The sequence below is a fragment of the Burkholderia catarinensis genome, assembly GCF_001883705.2.
Taxonomy (GTDB): Bacteria; Pseudomonadota; Gammaproteobacteria; order Burkholderiales; family Burkholderiaceae; genus Burkholderia; species Burkholderia catarinensis.
In genome coordinates this window covers 633,106-654,879 of the sequence record NZ_MDEQ02000001.1, presented here as the reverse complement: position 1 = coordinate 654,879, position 21,774 = coordinate 633,106, and the positions used below count along the sequence as shown (strand labels likewise).

General features: G+C 64.4%; 19 protein-coding genes. 7 read left to right on the top strand and 12 right to left on the bottom strand.

Annotation, left to right across the window (positions count from 1 at the left end; all coding sequences use genetic code 11):
- Nucleotides 1-58: 58 nt before the first annotated feature.
- The 6 genes from tssK to tssH form a co-directional block, all read right to left on the bottom strand.
- Nucleotides 59-1,405 carry a type VI secretion system baseplate subunit TssK gene (gene tssK / locus BFF94_RS02920; RefSeq protein ID WP_128842083.1) on the bottom strand — a complete coding sequence of 449 codons (1,347 nt, stop codon included), beginning with the start codon at nucleotides 1,403-1,405 and terminating at the stop codon, nucleotides 59-61.
- A 31-nt stretch (nucleotides 1,406-1,436) separates the two neighbouring features.
- Nucleotides 1,437-1,943 (bottom strand): type VI secretion system lipoprotein TssJ, encoded by a 507-nt coding sequence (gene tssJ, locus BFF94_RS02915; RefSeq protein WP_128842082.1) that lies wholly within the window; start codon nucleotides 1,941-1,943, stop codon nucleotides 1,437-1,439.
- An 87-nt stretch (nucleotides 1,944-2,030) separates the two neighbouring features.
- On the bottom strand, nucleotides 2,031-2,516 hold the full coding sequence (locus BFF94_RS02910; protein WP_057925018.1) for an Hcp family type VI secretion system effector: 486 nt from the start codon (nucleotides 2,514-2,516) through the stop codon (nucleotides 2,031-2,033).
- Nucleotides 2,517-2,602: 86 nt separating this feature from the next.
- Nucleotides 2,603-4,096, bottom strand: a complete 1,494-nt coding sequence (gene tssC / locus BFF94_RS02905) for a type VI secretion system contractile sheath large subunit (RefSeq protein ID WP_128842081.1) — start codon at nucleotides 4,094-4,096, stop codon at nucleotides 2,603-2,605.
- A 27-nt stretch (nucleotides 4,097-4,123) separates the two neighbouring features.
- On the bottom strand, nucleotides 4,124-4,666 hold the full coding sequence (gene tssB / locus BFF94_RS02900; protein ID WP_128842080.1) for a type VI secretion system contractile sheath small subunit: 543 nt from the start codon (nucleotides 4,664-4,666) through the stop codon (nucleotides 4,124-4,126).
- Nucleotides 4,667-4,704: 38 nt separating this feature from the next.
- Complete coding sequence (tssH, locus tag BFF94_RS02895; protein ID WP_128842079.1) at nucleotides 4,705-7,398, bottom strand: type VI secretion system ATPase TssH; 2,694 nt, start codon at nucleotides 7,396-7,398, stop codon at nucleotides 4,705-4,707.
- 513 nt (nucleotides 7,399-7,911) lie between these two features.
- Between tssH and BFF94_RS02890 the strand changes: the two genes are divergently transcribed.
- From BFF94_RS02890 to BFF94_RS02860, 7 genes are all read left to right on the top strand, one after another.
- Nucleotides 7,912-8,583, top strand: coding sequence for a TagK domain-containing protein (locus tag BFF94_RS02890; protein ID WP_128842078.1), 672 nt, complete (start codon nucleotides 7,912-7,914; stop codon nucleotides 8,581-8,583).
- Entirely contained in the window at nucleotides 8,580-9,431 is an 852-nt protein-coding gene (locus BFF94_RS02885) for a type VI secretion system accessory protein TagJ (protein ID WP_128842077.1), read from the top strand. The genes BFF94_RS02890 and BFF94_RS02885 overlap by 4 nt, the downstream gene beginning before the upstream one ends.
- The gene (gene tssE / locus BFF94_RS02880) at nucleotides 9,424-9,981 is read left to right on the top strand and encodes a type VI secretion system baseplate subunit TssE (RefSeq protein WP_128842108.1); all 558 of its coding nucleotides are present in this window, start codon (nucleotides 9,424-9,426) and stop codon (nucleotides 9,979-9,981) included. Before BFF94_RS02885 ends, tssE begins: the two co-directional genes overlap by 8 nt.
- Nucleotides 9,982-10,013: 32 nt before the next feature.
- On the top strand, nucleotides 10,014-11,903 hold the full coding sequence (tssF, locus tag BFF94_RS02875) for a type VI secretion system baseplate subunit TssF (RefSeq protein WP_219138957.1): 1,890 nt from the start codon (nucleotides 10,014-10,016) through the stop codon (nucleotides 11,901-11,903).
- Entirely contained in the window at nucleotides 11,903-12,976 is a 1,074-nt protein-coding gene (gene tssG / locus BFF94_RS02870; protein ID WP_128842076.1) for a type VI secretion system baseplate subunit TssG, read from the top strand. The genes tssF and tssG overlap by 1 nt, the downstream gene beginning before the upstream one ends.
- Nucleotides 12,973-14,079: a type VI secretion system protein TssA gene (locus BFF94_RS02865; protein WP_128842075.1), complete on the top strand. Its 1,107-nt coding sequence runs from the start codon at nucleotides 12,973-12,975 to the stop codon at nucleotides 14,077-14,079. Before tssG ends, BFF94_RS02865 begins: the two co-directional genes overlap by 4 nt.
- A 103-nt stretch (nucleotides 14,080-14,182) precedes the next feature.
- The gene (locus tag BFF94_RS02860; RefSeq protein ID WP_128842074.1) at nucleotides 14,183-14,800 is read left to right on the top strand and encodes a DUF746 domain-containing protein; all 618 of its coding nucleotides are present in this window, start codon (nucleotides 14,183-14,185) and stop codon (nucleotides 14,798-14,800) included.
- Nucleotides 14,801-15,267: 467 nt separating this feature from the next.
- Here BFF94_RS02860 and BFF94_RS02855 read toward each other — a convergent pair whose 3' ends face one another.
- From BFF94_RS02855 to BFF94_RS02830, 6 genes are all read right to left on the bottom strand, one after another.
- Entirely contained in the window at nucleotides 15,268-15,633 is a 366-nt protein-coding gene (locus BFF94_RS02855; protein ID WP_011355572.1) for a response regulator, read from the bottom strand.
- A gap of 29 nt (nucleotides 15,634-15,662) precedes the next feature.
- A complete protein-coding gene (locus BFF94_RS02850) occupies nucleotides 15,663-16,622 on the bottom strand; it encodes a chemotaxis protein CheX (protein WP_128842072.1) in 960 nt (319 codons plus the stop codon).
- A 22-nt stretch (nucleotides 16,623-16,644) separates the two neighbouring features.
- Complete coding sequence (locus BFF94_RS02845; protein WP_128842071.1) at nucleotides 16,645-17,226, bottom strand: hypothetical protein; 582 nt, start codon at nucleotides 17,224-17,226, stop codon at nucleotides 16,645-16,647.
- Nucleotides 17,223-17,951 carry a methyl-accepting chemotaxis protein gene (locus BFF94_RS02840; RefSeq protein ID WP_219138977.1) on the bottom strand — a complete coding sequence of 243 codons (729 nt, stop codon included), beginning with the start codon at nucleotides 17,949-17,951 and terminating at the stop codon, nucleotides 17,223-17,225. Before BFF94_RS02840 ends, BFF94_RS02845 begins: the two co-directional genes overlap by 4 nt.
- Before the next feature lie 22 nt (nucleotides 17,952-17,973).
- Nucleotides 17,974-20,358: an MCP four helix bundle domain-containing protein gene (locus BFF94_RS02835; protein WP_219138956.1), complete on the bottom strand. Its 2,385-nt coding sequence runs from the start codon at nucleotides 20,356-20,358 to the stop codon at nucleotides 17,974-17,976.
- A 382-nt stretch (nucleotides 20,359-20,740) separates the two neighbouring features.
- Complete coding sequence (locus tag BFF94_RS02830; RefSeq protein ID WP_219138955.1) at nucleotides 20,741-21,751, bottom strand: succinylglutamate desuccinylase/aspartoacylase domain-containing protein; 1,011 nt, start codon at nucleotides 21,749-21,751, stop codon at nucleotides 20,741-20,743.
- Between the last annotated feature and the right edge of the window lie 23 nt (nucleotides 21,752-21,774).

The window sequence follows — 21,774 nt, the reverse complement described above, 5'->3', positions numbered from 1 at the left end:
CTAAATAAGTGATCGTTACCGCAACCTTCTTGAACATATATCCTCGCTTAAGTCGCGCTTATGCACGTACGCCCCACAATTCGAGCTTGAGCGACGGGAAGTCCCCTGCGATGTGCAGCGCAACGCCGCCGTGACGCACGACTTCCTCCCAAAGCGGTCCGCCTTGGGTCAATTCGTAATAGATGTAGCCCGCGTTGAACGGAATCTGCCGCGGCGGCACCGGCAGCGCCTGCAGGCCAATGCCTGGCAGGTGGCTGCGCACGAGGCTCGGCAGCTTGTCCGAAGGCCCCGCCTTCGCCTGCGCAAGAAACTGCTGTTGCAGCACATCCTGCGGCATCGCCGCATGCACGGCCAGCACCAGTGCGGTGAACCCTTGCATATCAACCGGATCGACCACCGCGTTACGCATGCCGTGACCGCGATCCTCCAGCACGATGCTCTGCGCGCTGCGCACCAGCACGGCGTTGAGCAGCCGGTGCGTATCGTCGACGACCGGCTTCAGGCACACGTGCGGCGTCGTATGCTGATACGGTGGGTGCGTCTCGAGCGGCCGGCGCGTGTCGGTGCGCAAATGCGTCGACAACTCACCCGCCATGCCGATCATCAGCGCGTACACGTCAGCCGGCGACGTTGCCGGCACGCGCAGCAGATGCTGCAGCAGCGGCTCGTAGCGGTTCAGAATTTGCAGCAGCAGGTAATCGGTAACTGTCGCCGCGCTCGCGGTCGTGTCGTCGGTGCCGGCGAGTCGCTGCGCAAGCGCATTCGCACGCAGGCGGGCGAGATCGTAAATCTTCGTGACCCAGCTCGTGAGCAAGTCACTCGCGCCGTACCCGGATACCGGCGGTACGAGCGTGTCGTCGAGCGCGATGCTGCCGTCCGCGCGGATCGTCTTCACGCACGTAAGTGCGAGACCGATCCATGCGTCGCCCAGCTCTTTTTCCGGCAGCAGACGCACGCGCAAGTTCGACAACTGCACCGATTCGGGGGCAAGACCCATCGAATTCGTGTCACGCAATTCGGTGTCGAACACCTGATAGCGTGCGAGCGAATCCAGGGTGTTGTCGAAGGTGGTCTCCTCACAATTCGGCAACCGGACGGGTACGGCCAGATAGATCACCTGGTCCAGATGTTCGGGCCGGATCGTCAGCGGCGGCGGCAACGGCGTGTTACCCGGCGCATCGAACGGCGTGCCATCGGCAAACACGCCCGCGGCCGACTTGACAACCACCTTGCCGAGCGCAAGCGCCTCGTGGTCGAGCGCGAAGTGCGTGAAACCGAAAAAGAACGGCGACAGCGGCGCCGCGCGCTGATGCGCGTATTTCTCGAAATAGCGATCCTGCTGTTGGAACAGCTGCGGACGGAAGAACAGCCCTTCCTGCCAGGCAACCTTGGCGTACCAGCTCATACGTATCGTCCGTTTTGTTGCGCGACGTGTTTCATTTCTTGGCTTCCTCGATCTTGACGGCCTTGGCCTCGAGATCGATGGTCAGTTTCAGCTTCGGCGTGAACAAGCGGTACCACGCCTTGTCCGGTGCAGCCGGCATCGTGTAGACCGCGCGCCAAACCGCGTTCGGCAAATCACGATAAGCCGCGATCACGCCGATGGTCGTCGTGACCGGATCGGGCCGGCGAACGAGCGTCTGGTGCTCACCGGGGCGCAACTGCAGCTCGTCGCGTTTCGCAACGTCGTCGGCCAACGCCGTTTTGTCCCGGGTCTGCAGCGTGAAGAAGTCGGCCGCGTTGAAGGCGCCGTCGTTCTTCAGTTCGTAAATGCGCACGACGATCGGCGCAGCCCTTCCCCGGTCGTCCGGATTGACGTCGGGCAGCGCGTTCACGCGCATGTCGAGCCGGATCGGCTCCTTCGGCTTCGGTTCGCCACTGCTCGCGCAGGCGGAAAGCGCGAGCGCGCAGGCGAGCGTGGCGACGGTCTGTATCGAACGCATGCAGCGATGAGCCCTCGTTGACAGTACGGGACACCCCACAACCGGCTGAGGCGATGCGCCTGCGCCGGTTGCGAGGAATCCACGCGATTACGCTTCCTTGTTGCCCTTGATGTCGAAGCTCGCGGTCACGGCGCCACCACTGCCGCCTTGCGCGTTCTGCACGACGTACTCTTGCTTGACCTTCGCGAACGACAGCGATACCGATTCACGGCTCTTTTCCGCATCGTTCTTGCTGCCCGACGGCTTCACGCGCGTGACGATCACGTCGCTCATCGTGAGCTTCAGGTATTCCAGTGGGTTGCCACCGGCCTTGCGCATGACCAGCGTTGCCTGGTCGATGTGTTTACCCGTGAGGGCATACTTCATCAGGTTCGGGCTTGCGCGGTCGATGTTGTGATCAAACGTCAGATCCTTGACGGTCGCCTTGCCGGCGCCGCCGCCGCTGCCGGCGTGCATCGTCGATTCTTGCTGGATGTCCCACTCCCAGTTCAGAACCTCGATTTCGTCCTTGTGCTTGTCGTCAAGCGACTCGCCGTTGATGCCGTCGATCTTCAGGAAAATGTCTTGTGCCATGTCAATGCTCCTTGTTTGAATGAAAAGAGGCCGCGCACCACGAGAGAAGATGGTCCAACGCGCGGCCTGAGACGACCTATTTCCGGTTACGCCGCTTCCTTGATCGACGGCAGCTTCGTCACGAGCCGCAGCGAGACGGTCAGCCCCTCAAGCTGGAAGTGCGGACGCAGGAAGAATTTCGAGTTGTAGTAGCCGGGATTACCTTCGACCTCCTCGACGACCACTTCAGCGGCCGCAAGCGGCCGGCGTGCCTTCGTCTCTTGCGACGAGTTGGTCGGATCGGCATCGACGTAATGCATGATCCATTCGTTCAGCCACCGCTGCATGTCTTCGCGCTCCTTGAACGCGCCGATCTTGTCGCGCACGATGCACTTCAGGTAGTGCGCGAAGCGCGAGCACGCAAACAGGTACGGCAGACGCGCGGACAGGTTCGCGTTGGCCGTCGCATCTGCATCGTGATACTCGGCAGGCTTCTGCAGCGACTGCGCGCCGATGAAGGTCGCATGATCGGTGTTCTTGCGGTGCACGAGCGGAATGAAGCCGTTCTTCGACAGTTCGGCCTCTCGCCGGTCCGAGATCGCGATTTCGGTCGGGCACTTCATGTCAACGCCGCCATCGTCGGTCGGAAAGGTGTGGGTGGGCAGGTTCTCGACCGTGCCACCCGACTCGACGCCGCGAATCAGCGAGCACCAGCCGTATTGCTTGAACGAGCGGTTGACGTTGACGCCCATCGCGTACGCCGCGTTCGCCCAGCCATAGCGGCAATGGTCCGAACCGTTCGTGTCTTCCTCGAAATCGAATTCGTCGACCGGGTTGGTCTTCGCGCCGTACGGCAGGCGCGCGAGGAAGCGCGGCATCGCGAGCCCCAAATAGCGCGCGTCCTCGGTGTTGCGCATCGAGTTCCACGCGGTGTATTCGAGGTTCTGCGTGAAAATCTTCGTCAGGTCTCGCGGATTCGCCAGCTCCTGCCATGATTCCATCTGCAACACCGACGGGGCGGCACCGGTGATAAACGGTGTGTGCGCGGCAGCCGAGACCTTCGCGATAGAGCCAAGCAGATCGACATCCGGCGGCGTATGGTCGAAGTAGTAGTCTGCAACGAGGCACCCGTACGGCTCGCCGCCGAGCTGGCCGTACTCCTCTTCATAGATCTGCTTGAAGAGCGGGCTCTGATCCCAGGCGAGCCCCTTGTAGCGGCGCATCGTGCGATGCAGGTCGGCCTTCGAAACGTCCATGAAGCGGATCTTCAGGTGTTCGTCGGTTTCGGTGTTCGACACGAGGTGATTCAGGCCACGCCAAGCGGATTCGAGCGCCTGGTAATCCTCGTGGTGCAGGATCAGGTTGATCTGCTCGGAGAGCTTGTGATCGATCTGCGCGATGATCGCCGCGATGCTCTTGTAGGCGTCGTCGCTGATCGTCGCCGTTTGCACCAGCGCCTGCTCGGCGAGCGTCTGAACGGCCAGTTCAACGGCTTCGCGCGCGTCGTCGGTCTTGGGTCGGAACTCGCGCTCCAGCAGCTGAGTGAAATCAGACTGGGTGGCCGTCTGCGCAACTGCGGCCCGTGCTTCCTGTTTCGCCATGATGGTCATCCTTTATCGGTTCGTCGGTCAGTTCGCGCCGTCTTGATCGGCAGCTTCGTCAGCGTGCCGCTCGGGCTTCGGCGCGGCGGCCAGCGACTTGAGCAGCGCCGGGTCCTGCAGCAACTGCGTGACGAGCGCCTCGGCGCCCGACTTGCCGTCCATGTAGGTCTGCAGATTGGCGAGATGCGTACGCGCTTCCAGCAGTTGGCGCAGCGGCTCGACCTTGCGCGCGATCGCGGCGGGCGAAAAATCCTCCATGCTCTCGAAGGTCATGTCGACCATCATCTGGCCCTCGCCCGTCAGCGTATTCGACACGGCGAACGCGACACGCGGCCGGATCGCCTTCATGCGCTCATCGAAATTGTCGATGTCGATTTCGAGGAAGCGCCGGTCCGACACCGCCGGCAGCGGCTCGACCGGATGCTTTCCCGACAGATCGGCGAGCACACCCATCACGAACGGCAGCTCGACCTTCTTCTCCGAGCCGTAGACCTCGACGTCGTACTCGATCTGCACACGCGGCGCACGGTTGCGCGCAATGAATTTCTGCGAACTGCTGGAAGCGGCCATGAATGAAGCTCCTGAACGGTGGTGGTTGGATTACGAGCTCAGAGAACTGGCTCGTCTGAATGGAGGACGATCGCCTCGAACACGAGGGCCTGTGCCGGTGCACAGGATGGGTCGGCCACGCCGATCGCAATACGCGATAGCATCTGCTTCGATGCAAAGGCATCGAGCCACAGCGCGGACAGTCGAGGCAGCACGTGCTGCTCGATGAATCCGATCAACACGCGTGCGCCTGTCTCCTGCACGAGACAGCGGTCGACGATGTAATCGACGACCGCGTCGTCATACGTCAGCGCGATGTCGTGGCCGTCGGCCATACGCTTGACGACGCGCCCCAGATGCAGGCGGACGATGCTGGCGAGTGCACTGTCTGCAAGTGGCCGGTAGGGCACGACGGTCACGCGCCCGAGGAATGCCGCCGGGAAAGCCTTGAGTAGTTCGGGCGTCAGTGCTTCCCGCAGGCCATCCTGATTCGGCGCGAGCGACGGATCGGCGCAGAGACTCGTGCTCAGTTCCGAACCGACGTTGCTCGTGAGCAGGATCGTCGTATTGCGGAAATCAATGTAGCGGCCGTCGCCGTCCTCCATGTAGCCCTTGTCGAATACCTGGAAGAACATCTCGTGCACGTCGCGGTGGGCCTTCTCGATCTCGTCGAGCAGTACGACCGAATACGGACGGCGGCGCACCGCCTCAGTCATGACACCGCCCTCGCCGTAGCCGACATAACCCGGCGGTGCCCCTTTCAGGCCCGAAACGGTGTGTGCCTCCTGATACTCGCTCATGTTGATCGTGATCAGGTTCTGTTCACCGCCGTACAGCGCTTCGGCGAGTGCCAGCGCGGTTTCCGTCTTGCCGACGCCTGAGGGACCCGCGAGCAGGAACACGCCAAGCGGCTTCTTCGGGTCCGTGAGGCCTGCGCGTGCGGTCTGCACGCGTTCGCCAATTTGACGCAGCGCGTCGGTCTGGCCGATCACGCGCGTCTCCAGCGTGTCGGGCAGCGTGCGCACGGCCGCGACCTCGTCGGTCACCATGCGTCCGACAGGGATGCCGGTCCAATCGGACACGATTTCGGCGACGATCGCCTCGTCGACCTCGGGGAAGACGAGCGGTGCATCGCCCTGCAGCGCAGCAAGCGTGCGTTCGAGTTCGCGCAGCGTCGGAAGCGCCGCCGTCTGGTCCCGTGGGGTTTCGCCGTCGTCGGGTCCAATGGCGTCGCGCGCGGCCAGCAACGCCTGCGCGGCCACCGCCTGTGCGCGCCAGCGACGCTCGACCGCGGCCTCTTCTGCCGTCAACGTATCGATACGCGCTTGCACATCTGCCAATGCCCTGTCGGCATCCAGACCGATACGGGCTTCCTGCACGAGCAACGCCTCCTCGGCACGCGCGGCCGCGAGACGCTGACGCACGTCGTCCAGTTCACGCGGCGCGGCATGCTGCGACAGCGCCACACGCGCACAGGCGGTGTCGAGCAGGCTGATGGCCTTGTCCGGCAACTGACGCGATGGGATATACCGGTGTGACAGCGTCACCGCCGCACGGATCGCTTCGTCAAGCACCACGACGCCGTGATGTCGGGAAAACGTTTGCACGAGTCCGCGCACCATATCGACGGCAGCAGCCTCGGACGGCTCCGCGACCTGCAACACCTGGAAGCGTCGCGTGAGCGCCGGATCCTTCTCGATGTGACGCTTGTACTCGGCCCAGGTCGTCGCGCCGATCGTACGGATCGTGCCCCGCGCAAGCGCGGGTTTCAGCAGATTGGCGGCATCGCCCGTGCCCGCCTGGCCGCCCGCGCCGATCAGGGTGTGAATCTCGTCGATGAAGAGGATCACCGGCGTCGGCGATTTTCCAGCGGCTTCGAGCAGCCCTTTCAGACGCGCTTCGAACTCCCCCTTCATGCTCGCGCCGGCGAGCAACGCGCCGACGTCGAGCGACAGCAGCCGCACATCGGCAAGCTTCGGCGGCACATTGCCCGATGCGATCGCGCGAGCCAACCCTTCCACGACGGCCGTCTTGCCGACGCCGGCCTCACCCGTCACCAACGGGTTGTTCTGCCGACGGCGCAGCAGCACGTCGATCATCGTGCGAATCTCGAGTTCACGGCCGATGACCGGATCGATCTCGCCCGCGCGAGCGCGCGCAGTCAGGTCTGTGCAGTACTGATCGAGCGAACCACCCTTTGATGCAACTGGAATTGCGCCGGTCGCCTCGCCCGGCGTTGCCGCCGAAAAGTCGCAGTGGTCGTACGGCGCATCGGCGGCTTCGGGCGAACCATCGATCCATGCGGGCAGCTCATCGTCCAGCCCATCGACAGGAATCTTGCCGAACGCGGGAGAGATCGACAGCAGAACACGCCTCAACTCGGGCGTCGAGACAAGCGCAGCAACGAGCCACGCGCCGCGCACACGGCGATCGCCATGACTCAGCGTCGCGAGCACCCACGCGCGTTCGATCGCCGTCTCGATATGCCAGGAAAAGTCGCTGATTGAACTGGCGCCGGCCGGCAGCACAGCCAACGCCCGTGCGAAGTCGCGATCGAGCACGTCGCGCTCGATCCCAGCGTGCCGCACGATGCGATGCAGGTCACTGTCGGGTTGCTGCAGGAGCTGATGCAACCAGTGGACGAGCTCCACGTACGGATTACCGCGCAGCTTGCAGAACTGTGTTGCCGATTCGATGCTGCGGTAGAGCTGAACCCCGAGCTTGCCGAACAGCGCCTGGCGTGAAATCGTCATGCGAACCTTCTTGTTGTTTATTCGGTATGTTCCTGGCTCTGGCCGGAGCGATCAGGAATCCTATTCAGGCGGCATTGGTCTACTGCCGCATTTCACACATAAAGAAAGTGAAACCCTCTCAGGCCGCGCATTATTCCAATTAATTAGCGTCGCCGTCAACCCATGAGAATGAGCAAAAACCTGCGCTGAGTCATGCCTTGTCACCTCGCGTCAACCATGAGGCTATTGAATTACCAACCACGCTGCACACACGCACGAATTACACGAACATTACGACGCCCAAGCCATTGTTGCAACTGAGAAATTCCACCAAAAAATGTGAACGACTTTTTAACAATCACCCATTTACCAGCCGCCACCTTGACATTCAACAATCCCAACGAACCCAGCAATCAATTTATTATTTCGAGATTTAATCTCGATAATATTTTCAAATAACAACACCCTATTTCAAATGGACGAATGGCACGCTCTCATGGGTAAAATGCGTATTCCGTCATAACCGCCTCTTCCATGCGCTCATTCCGCTTGCCGTGGCACCGCCGACCCGACACCTCGCTTCCCGCTCCCGATCTGCGTAACGAGCCGTGCGGTCCTGAGCAGCAGGAGGACAGCGCGGACTTTCTCCGGTTCGAACCATCAGATCGCGCGGGCAGCAATACGTCGATCCTCGATCTGATCGGCAGCCACGGCGTGACTGCGGATGCCGCGCGGGGGAAGCGCGGTACCGGGTCGCAGGCGACGCCGTTTCCCGAGCGCACCGACGACCTCGTCGAAACGCTTCACGCACAATACTGGCGCGCGCTGACGGACCCGCACACCGCCCTTCCCGGCTCATGGGGCGAACAGTTGGATTCGCCTGCGACACCTGTTGCCTCAGTTACGCCCGATTCTCACGACGTCCGGCCAACACCGGCAAACGCAGCCGCCTTCGGTTCGATCGAAGTGATGCTGTCAGGCAAACGCAACCTCGAGGACGCGTTCGGCCACCTGGACACTGGTTTCACTCCCGAGCCGGAGATCGAACCCGTGCCGGAAGTCCTGCGCCTCTTTGCGCCACCCGAATTCCACGCGGCGGAAATCCGCCGCGCGCCAGCGCTACCGCCCGCGCTCACTCGGCGCGAGCATCACGCGCTGTCGGTCGATAGCCCGCTGGCCGCACCTGTACGCAAGGACGACGCATGAACATGCCATTTGCTGTCGGAGAGCCGTCTGGCCACGGCCTGGACGACGTGCCGATCGCCACCCAGATCGAGCGGATCGAATCGTGTATTCGCGCTCAGCCAACCTTCGCCGCCCATCGGTGGGCGCTGTTCCAGTGGCTGTGCGTAACAGGCGACTGGGCACGCGCCGTGATTCAACTGCAGACGTGGGCGAAGCTTGAGCCGCAACAGACGCAGGCCGCCCAGGTTTATCGTGACCTGGTCCGGGCCGAGCGCTGGCGACAGAAGGTTGCCGCGGGATTCGAACGCCCTGGGTTCGTCCTCGAACCGGCTCCGTGGGTGATGGAACTGGCATTCGCACTGCGACTTGCTGGCGACGGGCAACGCGAGCACGCCGACGAAGCGCGAGAAAAAGCACTCGACGCGGCGCCGCTCATCGCAGCGCACACGCCCCGGGGTGTCGCGAGCTGGATCGCCGACAGCGATTCGCGATTCGGCCCGGTGTGCGAAGTCATGACGGCCGGGCACTACCGCTGGGTACCGTTCGCCGATCTCGCCGCGTGGCGCGTGGCGCCACCTGCGAACCTCATCGATCTCGTCTGGGCGCCGTGTGTGCTGACACTGACCGACGGCAGTATCGTGCGCGGCTTCATGCCTGCCCGCTACCCCGGCTCGGAGGCCGCGACCGATGCACTGCGTCTGGGGCGCGAAACGGCCTGGCATGAGGCTGGACGTACCGCCGTCATCGCGCACGGACAAAAAACCTGGACAACGGATCAGGGTGATTTCGGTCTCTTCGAACTGATCCACGCGGAGTTCGGCTCGCGTGTTGTCGATGGCGCCACCACCGGAGAGCCGGTCGATGACTGAGCGCAAGCGGCCTCTCATGCGGGGCAACTCGCTCGTCGCGCGCCCTCCACGGCGGGCAAACGCGCATCTGATGCCGACCCTGCTCGACCGGCTGCGGGACGACGCACCGCATCGACTCGTCGAAGCACCCGAAGAATATGCCGTCACGCGCAAGCAGATGCGCGACATCGTCCAGCGCGATCTCGCCTATCTGCTCAACACGACAAGCATTGAAGACCGGATCGAGCGCGCACGCCACCCGCAGGCGGCCGCGTCGACTGTCAATTTCGGCGTGCCGCCGCTCGCGGGCACCTTTCTCGCGTCGCGCCAGTGGAACGACATCGAGCGGATGATCCGGCAGGCCATCACTGATTTCGAGCCGCGGCTGATCCCCGATTCGCTGGTGGTGTCGCCCCGTCAGGGCGACGACGCCAGCGGCCATCACAATGTGCTCGCGTTCGAAGTGCGCGGCCTGGTTCACATGGACCCGTATCCGCTCGAATTCATGGTGCAGAGCTCGCTCGATCTCGAGACGAGCGAGATCCAGATCACCGGCATGCGCTCCGGGTAAGCACGGCATAACGACAGAACGAGACCTTTCCGATGGACCCGCGACTACTCGACTATTACAACCAGGAACTCATCTACATGCGCGAACTCGCCACCGAGTTCGCGCAGGCGCATCCGAAGATCGCACGCCGGCTCGGCATGCAGGCGGGTGAAGTGGCCGACCCTTATGTCGAGCGCCTGATCGAGTCGTTCTGCTTCATGGCCGCGCGCATGCAACTCAAGCTCGATGCCGAGTTTCCGCGCTTTACGGGGCGGCTGCTGGAAGTGATCTACCCGAATTACGTCGCGCCCACGCCGTCGATCGCGGTCGCGCGCTTGTATCCCGGTCACGCCGAAGGCAATCTGGCCGCAGGCTACCGTATCGCGCGCGGCACATCGTTCAAGGCGCGGGTTCCCGATGGCGAAAAAACCGCTTGCCAGTTTACGAGCGGGCAGGACGTCACGCTCTGGCCGCTCACGATCACCGATGCGCGCCTGACGGGCATTCCGCCCGACATTCCGGCGCTCGACCGCTATGTTCCGCCCGACAGACAGGTGCGCGGTGCATTGCGGCTACGGCTGGCGACGACAGGCGACATGCTCATCTCCGATCTGAAGGGGCTCGACCGGCTGCCCGTGTATCTGGCCGGTGACGAACAGGTCGCCTCGCACCTCTTCGAGCTGCTGCACGTCGCCGGCGTCGCATCCGTGATTGCCGCTCCCGGCGAATTCGGCGTACCGGGCCGTTCTCCCGCCGCCGTGACTCACGGTGCGGTCGAACATGAGGGCTTGCGCACCGATCAGAACTTGCTGCCACTCACCTGGACGAAGTTTCACGGGCACAACCTGTTGCACGAATACTTCGCGTGCCCGGCACGGTTCTGGTTCTTCGCACTCAACGGTCTTGCCGAAGGGCTGTCCCGCGTGAACGGTCGCGAGGTCGAAATCGTCGTGCTGCTCGACCGGGCGCCGGGCCAACTCGCGAACCTCGTCGACGCGTCGCGCTTCGCGCTGTTCTGCACGCCCGTCATCAACCTCTTCAAACGGCATACCGACCGCATCGAGATTTCTCCCCACGAGACCGAGTCTCATCTGGTGCCCGCCCGGCTCGCACCGCTCGACTACGAAGTGTTCTCGGTCGAGACCGTGCATGGACAGGTCGCAGCAACCTCGGACGAACTGGAATTCCGTCCGCTCTATCAGACGCTGAACAACGACGAAGGCAATCACGGGCGGTACTTCTCGACACGGCGCGAACGACGACTCGTGTCCGATTCGGCGCGCCGTTACGGCACGCGGACCCCCTATGTCGGCACCGAAGTGTTTCTCTCTCTGGTTGACCAGAACGAGGCCCCTTATGGCGAGGACATCCGTTTTCTGTCAGTCAATGCGCTGCTGACGAACCGAGATCTCGCCACGCTCGTGCCGCGCGACGGCGTGCGTGACCTGGCGACAGAGGAGTCCGCGCCAGTCGAGAGTATCGGTCTCATTCGCCCACCGAGTCCGCCGAAAGCACCGTATGCGGAGCGAGAAATGGCATGGCGGCTGATCCGCCAGCTCAACTTCAACTACCTGCCGCTCGAAGGTCTCGATCACCGTGACGGCGGTCAGGGACTACGCGACCTGCTGCGCCTATACCTTTCGAACGACAACAACGAACATCTGCGGCAAGTCGAAAGCCTCGTCGGCGTCAAGACGCGTCCGGTAACACGCAAGCTGCCGGGCACGGGTCCGATGACGTTCGGGCGTGGCATCGAGTGTGCAGTGACGGTCGACGAGGCAGGCTTCTCCGGCGTGAGCCCCTATCTATTCGGTACGATTCTCGAGCACTGGCTGGCACGGCACGTGTCGATCAACAGCTTCACGCAGACTGAATTGCATTCGATGCAGCGCGGCCGTATCGCACGCTGGCCCGTGCGCACCGGGACACGCGGAGTGCTGTGATGAAACGTGCCACCCTGCCGGCGCTCGTGCGCGACAGCACGCTCTCGCCCGACCTGCTAGAAAGTCTTCAGATGGAGCCGTGGCGCTTCGGGTTCCTGTCGCTGTTGCGACGCGTCGGTGCGAACCCCACGGTCGATCCGGTCGGCACCGCGCGCCGACCGCAGGCGGAGCCGTTTCGGCTCGGTCAGCAACCAAGTCTCGCCTTCGCGCCGCGCGAAATCGCCAGCGTCCAGGAAGCGGCGGGACGGCTCAAGGTGCGGCTCTTCGGTCTCGGCATGCTCGGGCCGAACGGGCCATTGCCGATCCATGTAACCGAATGGGCGCGCGAACGCGAAGAGGGCCGTCGCGACACGACGACGGTCGACTTCCTCGACATCTTCCATCACCGGTTCCTGACGCTGTTCTATCGCGCGTGGGCATCGGCACAGTCGACAGCCGGGCTCGACCGGAAAGACGACGAGCGGTTTTCGTTCTACATCGCGAGCCTCACGGGTCACGACACCGCCGAAATCGGGAGGCGCCCCCTACCCTCGCACGCGCGACTGGCGGCGTCCGCGCATCTCGTACGCGAATCGCGCAACTCGGACGGACTTCGCGCCACACTCGAGCACTACTTCGGCGTGCCGGTGACGATCGACGAGAACGTGTTCCACTGGATCGAGATCGACCCGGCCGATCAGGGGCGCATGGGCCGGCCGGGCCCCGCCGCGACGATGGGACAGGCCGCGATGCTCGGGCGCGTGGCGCCGGACCGCCAGCACCGATTCCGCATCGTGATCGGCCCCATCGATCTCGACGCGTATCTGCGCTTCACACCGCAGGGCGAGGATCTGCCGCGTCTCGTCGAATGGGTGCGTGCGTTCGTCGGCTACGAACTGGAATGGGAGCTCGAGCTGCGCATCAAACCCGAAAGTGCGCCGCCAGCCGTCATGGGCGGCCGGCAGCGCATGGGATGGTCCGGGTGGCTGGGCCGTCCGAACCCCGACCGGCCGATTACCGGCATGCGGTTCGAGCCCGAGCGTTACGTGCGACATTTCGAACAGCGCACGACTGAATCCGACAATCGACCATGAGCAAAAAGCAGTCACCCCGACAGTCCATATCCGGTAAAGGTACCGCGAAGGACACGCCGCATCACGACTGGCTCGCGCCCGTGAGCAATTCCATGCCGTGCGGCCCCGACCTCGAATATGACCACGATTTCGTGGTGCTGTTCGCGCGTGCGGCGCCCAGGCAGGACGTGCAGTACGGCGCGTTCGTCGGTGCCCCCGATCCCGTCAACTGGAGCGAGCTCGAACGCGACTGCCAGCGGCTCATGCTGCGTACGAAGGATATTCGAGTCGCCGTGTTGTACACGCGAAGCCGCACGCGGCTCGCCGGTGCCGCAGGTCTTGCAGATGGCACAGGATTGCTGGCCGCCTGGCTCGATGCGTTTGCCGAGCAGGTGCATCCACAGCCCGAAGTCGACGGTGGGCGCGACGCCGCACGTGAAATGCGGATGAATGCGATACAGGCGCTCGCCGATCCGGACGGACTGCTTGCCGACGTACGCGAGATCGTGCTTTCGAAGTCGACGCTCTCGCGACTGCAGGTGCGCGACGTCGAGCGTGCCTTTGCGCATCCTCGCCCCGCCGATGCCCTCGCGCCCGAGTCTGTTGCGCAGCAGTTGCGGGATGTACGCGCGCAGCAGCCCGAGGTGATGGCGGGCTTCGACGATGCGATTACGCATCTCGCTGCAATCGATGCATGGTGCGCCGTTCATCTCGAAGGGTACCTGCCGGACGTGTCGTCGCTCACGCGACTCCTCGGAAAATTGAATGCGCCCGTGTCGGTGAACGCGATCGAGCAGTTGGAAGAATCCCATGATCCCACGTCGGCCTCCAGCGAATCATCAGGAAGTGATGCGTCAGCGCAGCTCGAACCGGCGAATGACAGAACGGTTAGCGCCACCGAGCGCATCATGGCCCAACCGAGATCCGCACCGGCGGACCGTCAGGCCGCGCTCGCTCTGATTCGTACGGCGCGAACGTGGTTCGAGACCCACGAACCCAGCAGCCCGATTCCTGTGTTGCTCAAACGTGCGGAGCGGTTCGTCGGCAAGCCTTACGCTGAGGTCGTCACGGCGATTCCAGCCGAGCTTCTGGCGCAGTGGGAAGAAACCGAGAGTGGTGGATAGCAACGGACATCTTGCTACATGGCACGAGTGGAAACACAGGTGCGCAGACGGCTGGACAACGAGGGCCAAGGCCCGAGGTGCAGCGCGCAGTCGGACAAATGAGATGACGAAGACAGTAGCAGAACTGCAGAGCGAACTCGATCGCCTCGACGCGGAAATTCGGACCACCCGCGAACAGGAAGTGGGGGGGCCGCTCGATCAGATCACTGAACTCATGGCGCACTGGTCAATCAGCCTGGATCAGGTGGCCTGGCATTTTCGGCACCGCTTCGGAATGGAGGCGAGCGATACGTCGCTTCGCCGCACGGGCGATTCCGAGTTGACAGCGTTTCTCACGCGCGCCATTGGGCAGATCCTGTCCGATGATCCCGCCCCGCCATCTTGTCCGAGGTGCGCAAGCGACAACACGTGGCTCGTTTATCGCAGCAGCCGCCACCATCCCGTTCCCACATTTTGCTGTGACGCTTGCAACCGAACCTTCACGCGTCTTCACGGCACGTCAATTCAAAATCTGAAAAACAAGGAGAAGTTGTTTGAATTCCTACCTTATCTAGCGCATCAACATTCGCTCGATTCGGTCGCCGCCGAAATGCACGTCACGCGAGCGACGGTGACGTCATGGCTACGGCGTGTGCGAGCCTTGCTGTGGACGCTCGATCCATCGGGACACTACGTGGCCCGCGTGCGCCTCGGTCAAAGGCACGGGCGGTGTGAACGCTAGCTCCCGTACTGCAAGGCACAAACAATTGCGTACCAGCCCGCTCCCCCCGTCAGGCGCTCTCCTAACTAATTCATTTGATCTCCGTCTCGTCGGACACTTCGCGCGCCATGCGTTCCGACACACCTTGACGACGCCAGCACAAGAAGCGCAAGTACACCGATATGCCATCGGCCGACGTCCTTCGGAAAATCGTGTCACCGGCAGCCCGTTTGGTCGATCCAGGGAACGGCTTCCACAAACCAACGATTGTTCGCCGCCGTTCGCCCCCGACCGCCTTCCTTGCCCGGTAATACGGACTCGATTCGTGCCCACGCCTCGTCGCCCAATAACGTCCGACTCATCTTGGCCGGCACGCGCAGAAGACACGATGTCAATACGATTCATCGAACGTAAACAGGCCCTACCGATTCTCTCGATACAACCCCAGAGGACAGGATGTTCCCGCCGCCGCGTTCTCCGACCGACCGTCAGCCCGCGAGCTTCTTCAGCGCGTCGAGAACCGCGTCGCCCTTGAACGGCTTCACGATCCAGCCCTTCACGCCGGCGGCCTTGCCGCGCTCCTTCATCGCCGGGCTGCTCTCGGTCGTCAGCATCACGACGTTGACTGTCGAGTTCGCCAGTTCGCCGCGGATCTTCTCGACCATCGTCAGGCCGTCCATGTTCGGCATGTTCACGTCGCTGATCACGAGGCGCACGCCGGGCGTCGCCTTGAGCTTCGCGAGCCCGTCCTTGCCGTCGACGGCCGTCGCGACGTCGAGCCCGTGATTGCGCAGGAAACCCGCGACCTCGTCGCGCACCGTGCCCGAATCGTCGACCACCAGAATCTTTGCCATGCCTTGTTCCCCTTTCCTTGTTGCTGACTTCAAAACAGTTCGAGTTCGCCCGATTCGACCATCGGCCCCACGTCCTGCACCGACTCCCGGAAATCCTCCGGCGACCAGCTGAGGCTGAACACGAAACGCTGGTCGAGACGGACGGAGCGCCCGGATGCCGGGTCGGTCATCCGGTACTTGAAGCAGAGCTGCGGACAGTCGCCGCCGAACGAGATGAACTTCTGCTTGTGATTGACGACGAGCGGCACCTGCACCGGGTGGCGCGCCAGCGCCTCGGCGTCGCCGAGATAGCGGTTCTTGAACGCGCCCCACACGAGGTTGGTCAGCTCGCCGAGCACGCTGTTCACGTCGCGGAAATCGGGTGCGCGGCCGCCGTCGCGCGTGCCGCCGAGCATCTCGAGCAGCGGCTGCTCGCTCGTCTGCAGCAGCATGTAGCCGCGGCACCACGCGCTTTCGAGCGCGATCAGGCTGAACACTTCGCCGAAGATGATCTGGTCGCGGACGATGCACGGCGTTTCGTGCTCGATCGTCATGCCCGGAAACAGGCTGTCGATGCGCGCCTCGGTGATCTCCGAGATGCCGCGCACGAGCGCGTTCGGGTAGTCGCGGCCGAACAGGTATTCGTCGATCGCGCGCTTGAGCGGCGTCATGTCGTCCGCGACGTAGGCCGCGCACGCGACGCGAGCGAGCGCCTCGGGCAACCCGTCGCGCGACGCCAGAGATTCGCGGCGCAGGATGATCGGCAACTCGGGCCGCAGCGCATCGATCTGCGTCGCGATGATCGCACTCTCGGCCGGCGAGCCGCCGTAATCCTCGGCCAGCAGGATCGCGCCGAGATCGATGTTCGAACGCAGCACCTTCAGCAGCCGGTTGCGCCGCACCGTCAGGCAGACCAGGTTGTGCTCGTCGCAGAAACGCTTGATCGCGTCGGCATGCGCGCGGCTGTCGTCGAGCACGAGCACCTTGCTGACGGGTTGGTCTTCGGTCATATCAAGGGTTCCTAATGGTCGGTCAGAACAGTTCGAGCTCGCCGCCGGAATCCACCGTTGCCGTTTCCGGCACATGGAAATCGACCGGCGCGTTCGCGCACACGCACAGCGTCGCGCCGACCCTCACGTCGCCGTCGAGCGTCAGGTCGTAGGCGGCCACGTGATCGGGCGCGAGCGCGGGCAGGTAGTCGATGCTCGCGCCGCTCAGCAGGTAAGGTGTCGACATCCCGAGATCGGGAAACGGCGCGATCAGCGCCTGGTTGATCGCGCCGCAGCACAGGTTCGCGACTTCCATGAACGCTTCGGACAGCGGCCGCTGGCTGCTCGTGCCCGCCGTCGCGCCGGCGAAACGGCGGCGCGTCGCATCGTCGTCGCTGAAGCGCAGCGCGAGCAGCAGGCGGAAATGCAGCGCCGAGATCGTCAGCACCGCGACGTGCTCGGACACCTTCGGCCTCGCTCGCGACTTCGCGTGCGCGTGATCGTGCCCGTCATGGGCAGGGCCGGCGGATGGCCGGATCTCGCACGCGCCGCCGGACGCGAGCCGCGTGCGCGCCGCATCGAAAAAGATCCGCTCGAAGCCGGCCCTGGCCTGCGCGCTGATCACGCCGCCTCTCCTTCGATCCGCGCGTGCAGGTGCCCAGCCAGCGTCTCGACGGTCGCGAGCGCGGCCGTGATCATCTTGCCGCCGGCCTGGATGTCCTGGAACGTCGCGGCCGTCACGAGATCGTTGCGGTTCAGGCTGTCGCGATAGCTGTTCGACAGTTGCTGCGAGCGCGCGGCCAGCCCGCGCACCTCGCTCGCGACGATCGAGAAGCCGCGCCCGGCCGTGCCCGCACGCGCGGCCTCGATCGACGCGTTCAGCGACACGATCGACACGTGCGCGACGATCGCCGACAGCTCCTGGTTCTTCGCGCGCATGTCCTGGTTCTGCGTGGTCAGCGAGATCATCTGCTCGTGCCAGCGTTCGAACGTGCCGGCGAGCCCGCGCAGGCGCGCGGCTTCGTCGGCGATCTTCATCGCCTGCTGCGCGAGCGCGGCGCGGTCGGCCGACAGCGCCTGCAGCGCGTCGCGCTGCGTGCCGGCAGCGGACGCCTCGCGCGCCAGCGCATCCTCGAGCTGCGCCTCGCGGTGCGCCCATGCGGCGGCCGCCTCCGCATGCGCCGACGCCGTCTGTTTGGCTCGAGCGTCGGCCGCGGCGAGCGCGTCGCGCAATGCGGCCGCGTCGTGTTCCAGCGCCGCGACGAGCCGCTTGCGCATCACGCGAAACACGATCGCCGCCACCACCGCGACCACTGCGCCGCCCGCCAGCGCGGCGGCACCCTGGATCATCCATGCCTGCGCGATCACTTCGTCACTCCGCCGCGCCGATATCCGCGATGCGCGCGCGCTCGTGCACGGCGCCGTGAGCAACCCCGTCCGCCGCGAAGCGTGGCGGCAGCGACACGATCGTCTCGAACGCGCGATACGGCGCGCCGACGCGATCGTCGGTGAAGCGCAGCGCGATATCGCCGCCGTCGCGCTTCAGGAAGTTGCGCACCGCGTCCATGCCGACGCCGCGCCCCGACACTTCGGTCACCGCGTTCGCGGTCGAGAAGCCCGGCCGGAAAATCAGCTCGGCCACGGCTTCGTCGGACAGCGCCGCTTCGTTGTCGGCATCGATCCAGCCGCGCTCGCGCGCGATGCCGCGAATCCGGTCGAGCGCGAGGCCGCGGCCGTCGTCGCCGAGCACGAACCACAGCTCGCCGCCGCCCACGCCAACCGCGATGTCGATCGTGCCGGACGCCGCCTTGCCGGCCGCGCGGCGCTCTTCGGACGATTCGATGCCGTGGTCGATCGAATTGCGCAGCAGGTGCATGAACACGTTCTTCAGCGTCGCGGCGATCTCGCTGCGCACGCGACGGCCGTGGCTGTCGATGTGCACGACGGGCGCCGGCTTGCCGAGTTCGGCCGCAAGCGACGGCAGCGACTCGATCACGCCGCCGAGCGCATCGCCGATCCCTTGGGTGCCGAGCTGGCTCAGCATGCGGCGCACGGCGTCGCGCGCCGCATGCCAGTCGGACGCGTTCGCCGGATCGGCGCCGTCGAGCACGCGCAGGCTCTCGCTGATGTGCGCGCGTTCGACCATCAGGTAGTCGGCGCCACCCTGCGCCGGTTCGCCGTTGCGGCCGAGCGTGACCGCGTTGATCGTCGCGTAGCGGTCGACGGCCTCGCGCACACGGGCCAGATCGTCCATCAGCGCGTCGCGGTTCCACTCGGGGCCGCCGTCCGCGCGGCGCAGCGAGTCGTACGCCTGCTCCGCTTCATGGACGATGTTCGTCAGATGCTGGAGGCTGTACGTGCGCGCATTGCCCTTGATCGTATGCATGTTGCGGAACAGTTCCGCGACGATCGAGTGATCGGCGCGCTCGTGCTGGCGGATCATCCGCTCGTTCTCGCTGAGGAAGCCCTTCGCGCTGTGCACGAAGTCGTGGAACTTGTCCTGGCTGATCGACAAAATCTCGCCGATCATCTCGAGGCGGCGCTGCTGCTCGCCGGCCTGCGCGGTCAGCTCGCGAATCTCGGTCACGTCGCGCACGCACAGCATCAGGCGCACGACCGTGTCGGTCTCGTCGGTGATCGCCGACCAGCTCAGGTCGAGCCACTTCTCGCGGCCGTCCGGCATCCGCTTCGCGACTTCGTTGACGAGCAGGTGTTCGTTGAACCCGAAGTTCATGCTGTCTTCGCCAAGGCATGCGTGCACGGCCGCGTCGACCTGCGAGCGCGCGTCGGCGCCGATCGCCGTGTCGTCGAACACGAGCGCCATCAGGTCGCGGCCGGCGATGTCGTTCGTCTCGAAGATGGTTTCGAGGTACGCGGAATACTCCGCATGCACGACGCCGCCCTCGACGACGGTCAGGATGCCCTGCTGCATGTTCTGCAGCATCGCCTGGATGTCCGCCGTCTTCTGCTTGAGCTGCGCGGCGTTCTCCTGGATCTTCTCGATCATCCCGTTGAACGCGACGATCGAATGGCCGATTTCGTCCATCCGGCCCACCGGCACGCGGCGCGTGAAATCCTGGCTCGTCGCAATCTCGCTCATCGCCGTCTGCATCCCGATCAGCGGGCGCGTGATCTGGCGATACAGCACGAAGCCGAGCGCGGTCAGCAGCACGATCACCGTGCCGGCGACGCCCGCAATCGCGGTCGCCGTGGTCGCGAGCATCCCGTTCAGTGCACTGATCGCGTCGTCCTTCTGGCGGTTCTTCTCGACGCGCAGCGTGTCGACGATGCTTTCGAGTTCGTCGCGATACTGCGCGACGTTCGCGAACAGGTAGGCCTGCGCCATCTCGGCCTTGCCGTCCGCCTTCATCTTCACGGTGTCGTCGATCGCCGCGAAATAGTTCGCGACGCTGTCCTTCGCCTGCGTGACGAGGCCTTCCTGCGCGCGGCCGACCGCCGATTTCGCCTGCACGTCGAGTGCGGCTCGCAGCGCGGCCTGCTTGGCCTTCAACTCGTCGCGCGCCTGCGCGGCGGTGTTCGCGTCGGGCGCATAGACGAGCGTCATCGTCGCGATCTGGATGTTCTTCACATCGGCGACGAGATCCGCCGACGCGAGCGCGCTCGGCACGATTCCCTGGGTGACCTGGCGCACCTCGGACGCGCTCTTGCGCGTCTGGTACACGGCATAGATGCCGATCGCGGACAGCGCGAAGAACGTCAGGACGACTAGCAGCGTAATGCGATGACGAATGGTCATGAGTACAGCTCCCCGCAGCGATCCGGCTTCGATCGCGCCTTGGTCTATTGAAAGAATATGAGCGCCGAATTATCGGGGATGGTGTATGACTGTCCGATGACCGTTAATCAATCGATCATTGACGGAATTGAAATGAATAATTGCGACGGGAAAAACCTAAAGTTTTTCGCGAATTTGCCGTTAACCTCTGGGCCCCAGCGCCAGTATGGTTGCGGAGTTTATTGAATCGACGGAGCAGCGGATAATCATTGTTTATTTATATTCCGCGACATCGATATTATTGAATGCCGGTAAAACGTTTGCGCATTATCGTACGAGTTGATTCGTTTCCGCCCCTTCACGCGGAAAATACCGGATTCGATGCGTGGGCCCGCGCCGTCGTTTAAGGATCGAGCGCGCCGCCCGACCATCCCGCCGACGGCCGCGAACCCGTCAGCTTCAGCGCGACATCGCCCTGCGCGACCAGCCGCTCGCGGTTGCGCGTGACGATGCGTCCGGCCTGCGGGGCGACCAGCACGTGCTCGCTGCCCGGCGCGCCCGGATGCGCGACGATCCGCGCGATACGCTCTCCGGCCTCGACCGTCGCGCCGAGTTCGCGTTCGTAGACGAGCACGCCCGACACGGGCGCGAGCACGGTTTCCATATGGGCGATCGGCACGGCCTCGCCGTGCCAGTCGCATGCGCCGGGCGGCTCCGCGATCACGCCGCGGCCGCGCAGGAACGCGAGCACGCCGTCGGCGTCGCGCTCGGCCAGCGCATCGGAAACATCGGACTGGCCGCGCAGTTCGACGGTCGCGACCAGCCGGTCGCGCAGCCCGCCGTCACGCGCCCAGTGCGCGACGACGGCGCCTTCGAATGCGCCGTCGTCGTCCTCGTCCCACAAGATCGCGACATCGGCGCCGAGCGCCGCCGCGAGATCGCGGCCGGCCGGCCACAGGTCGCGGTGCAGATACACGTACGGCAGCGCCTCGGAATCGGTGTGGAGGTCGAGCACGATATCGGCGTCGCACGCGGCGGCGAGCAGCGTGCGCTGCCACGCGGCGAAGGTCGTCGCGGGCCGGCGCATCGCGGCCGATTCGTGGAAATGCCGGTTGAAATTGCGGTGCGTCGTTTCATGGAAGCGACCGAGCAACCGCCCCTGCCGGAACTGCGCGAGCCCGAGCGGGTTGGCCTGCGGCACGACCGTCACCGTGCCGCGCAGCACGCCGCGATCGTGCGCCGCGCACAGTTGCGGCAGCAGCCGGTGCAGCACGAGCATCCCGGCAATCTCGTCGGCATGCACGCCGGCCTGCAGGTGCACGCGCGGGCCGTCGCCGGCCGACAGCCGCCACGCACGGATCGCGAGCGGCTGCCCGTTGTCGCCCGGCACCGGCCAGCTCAGCGTTTCGATCATCGTATTCTCTCCTTCAGGATCGC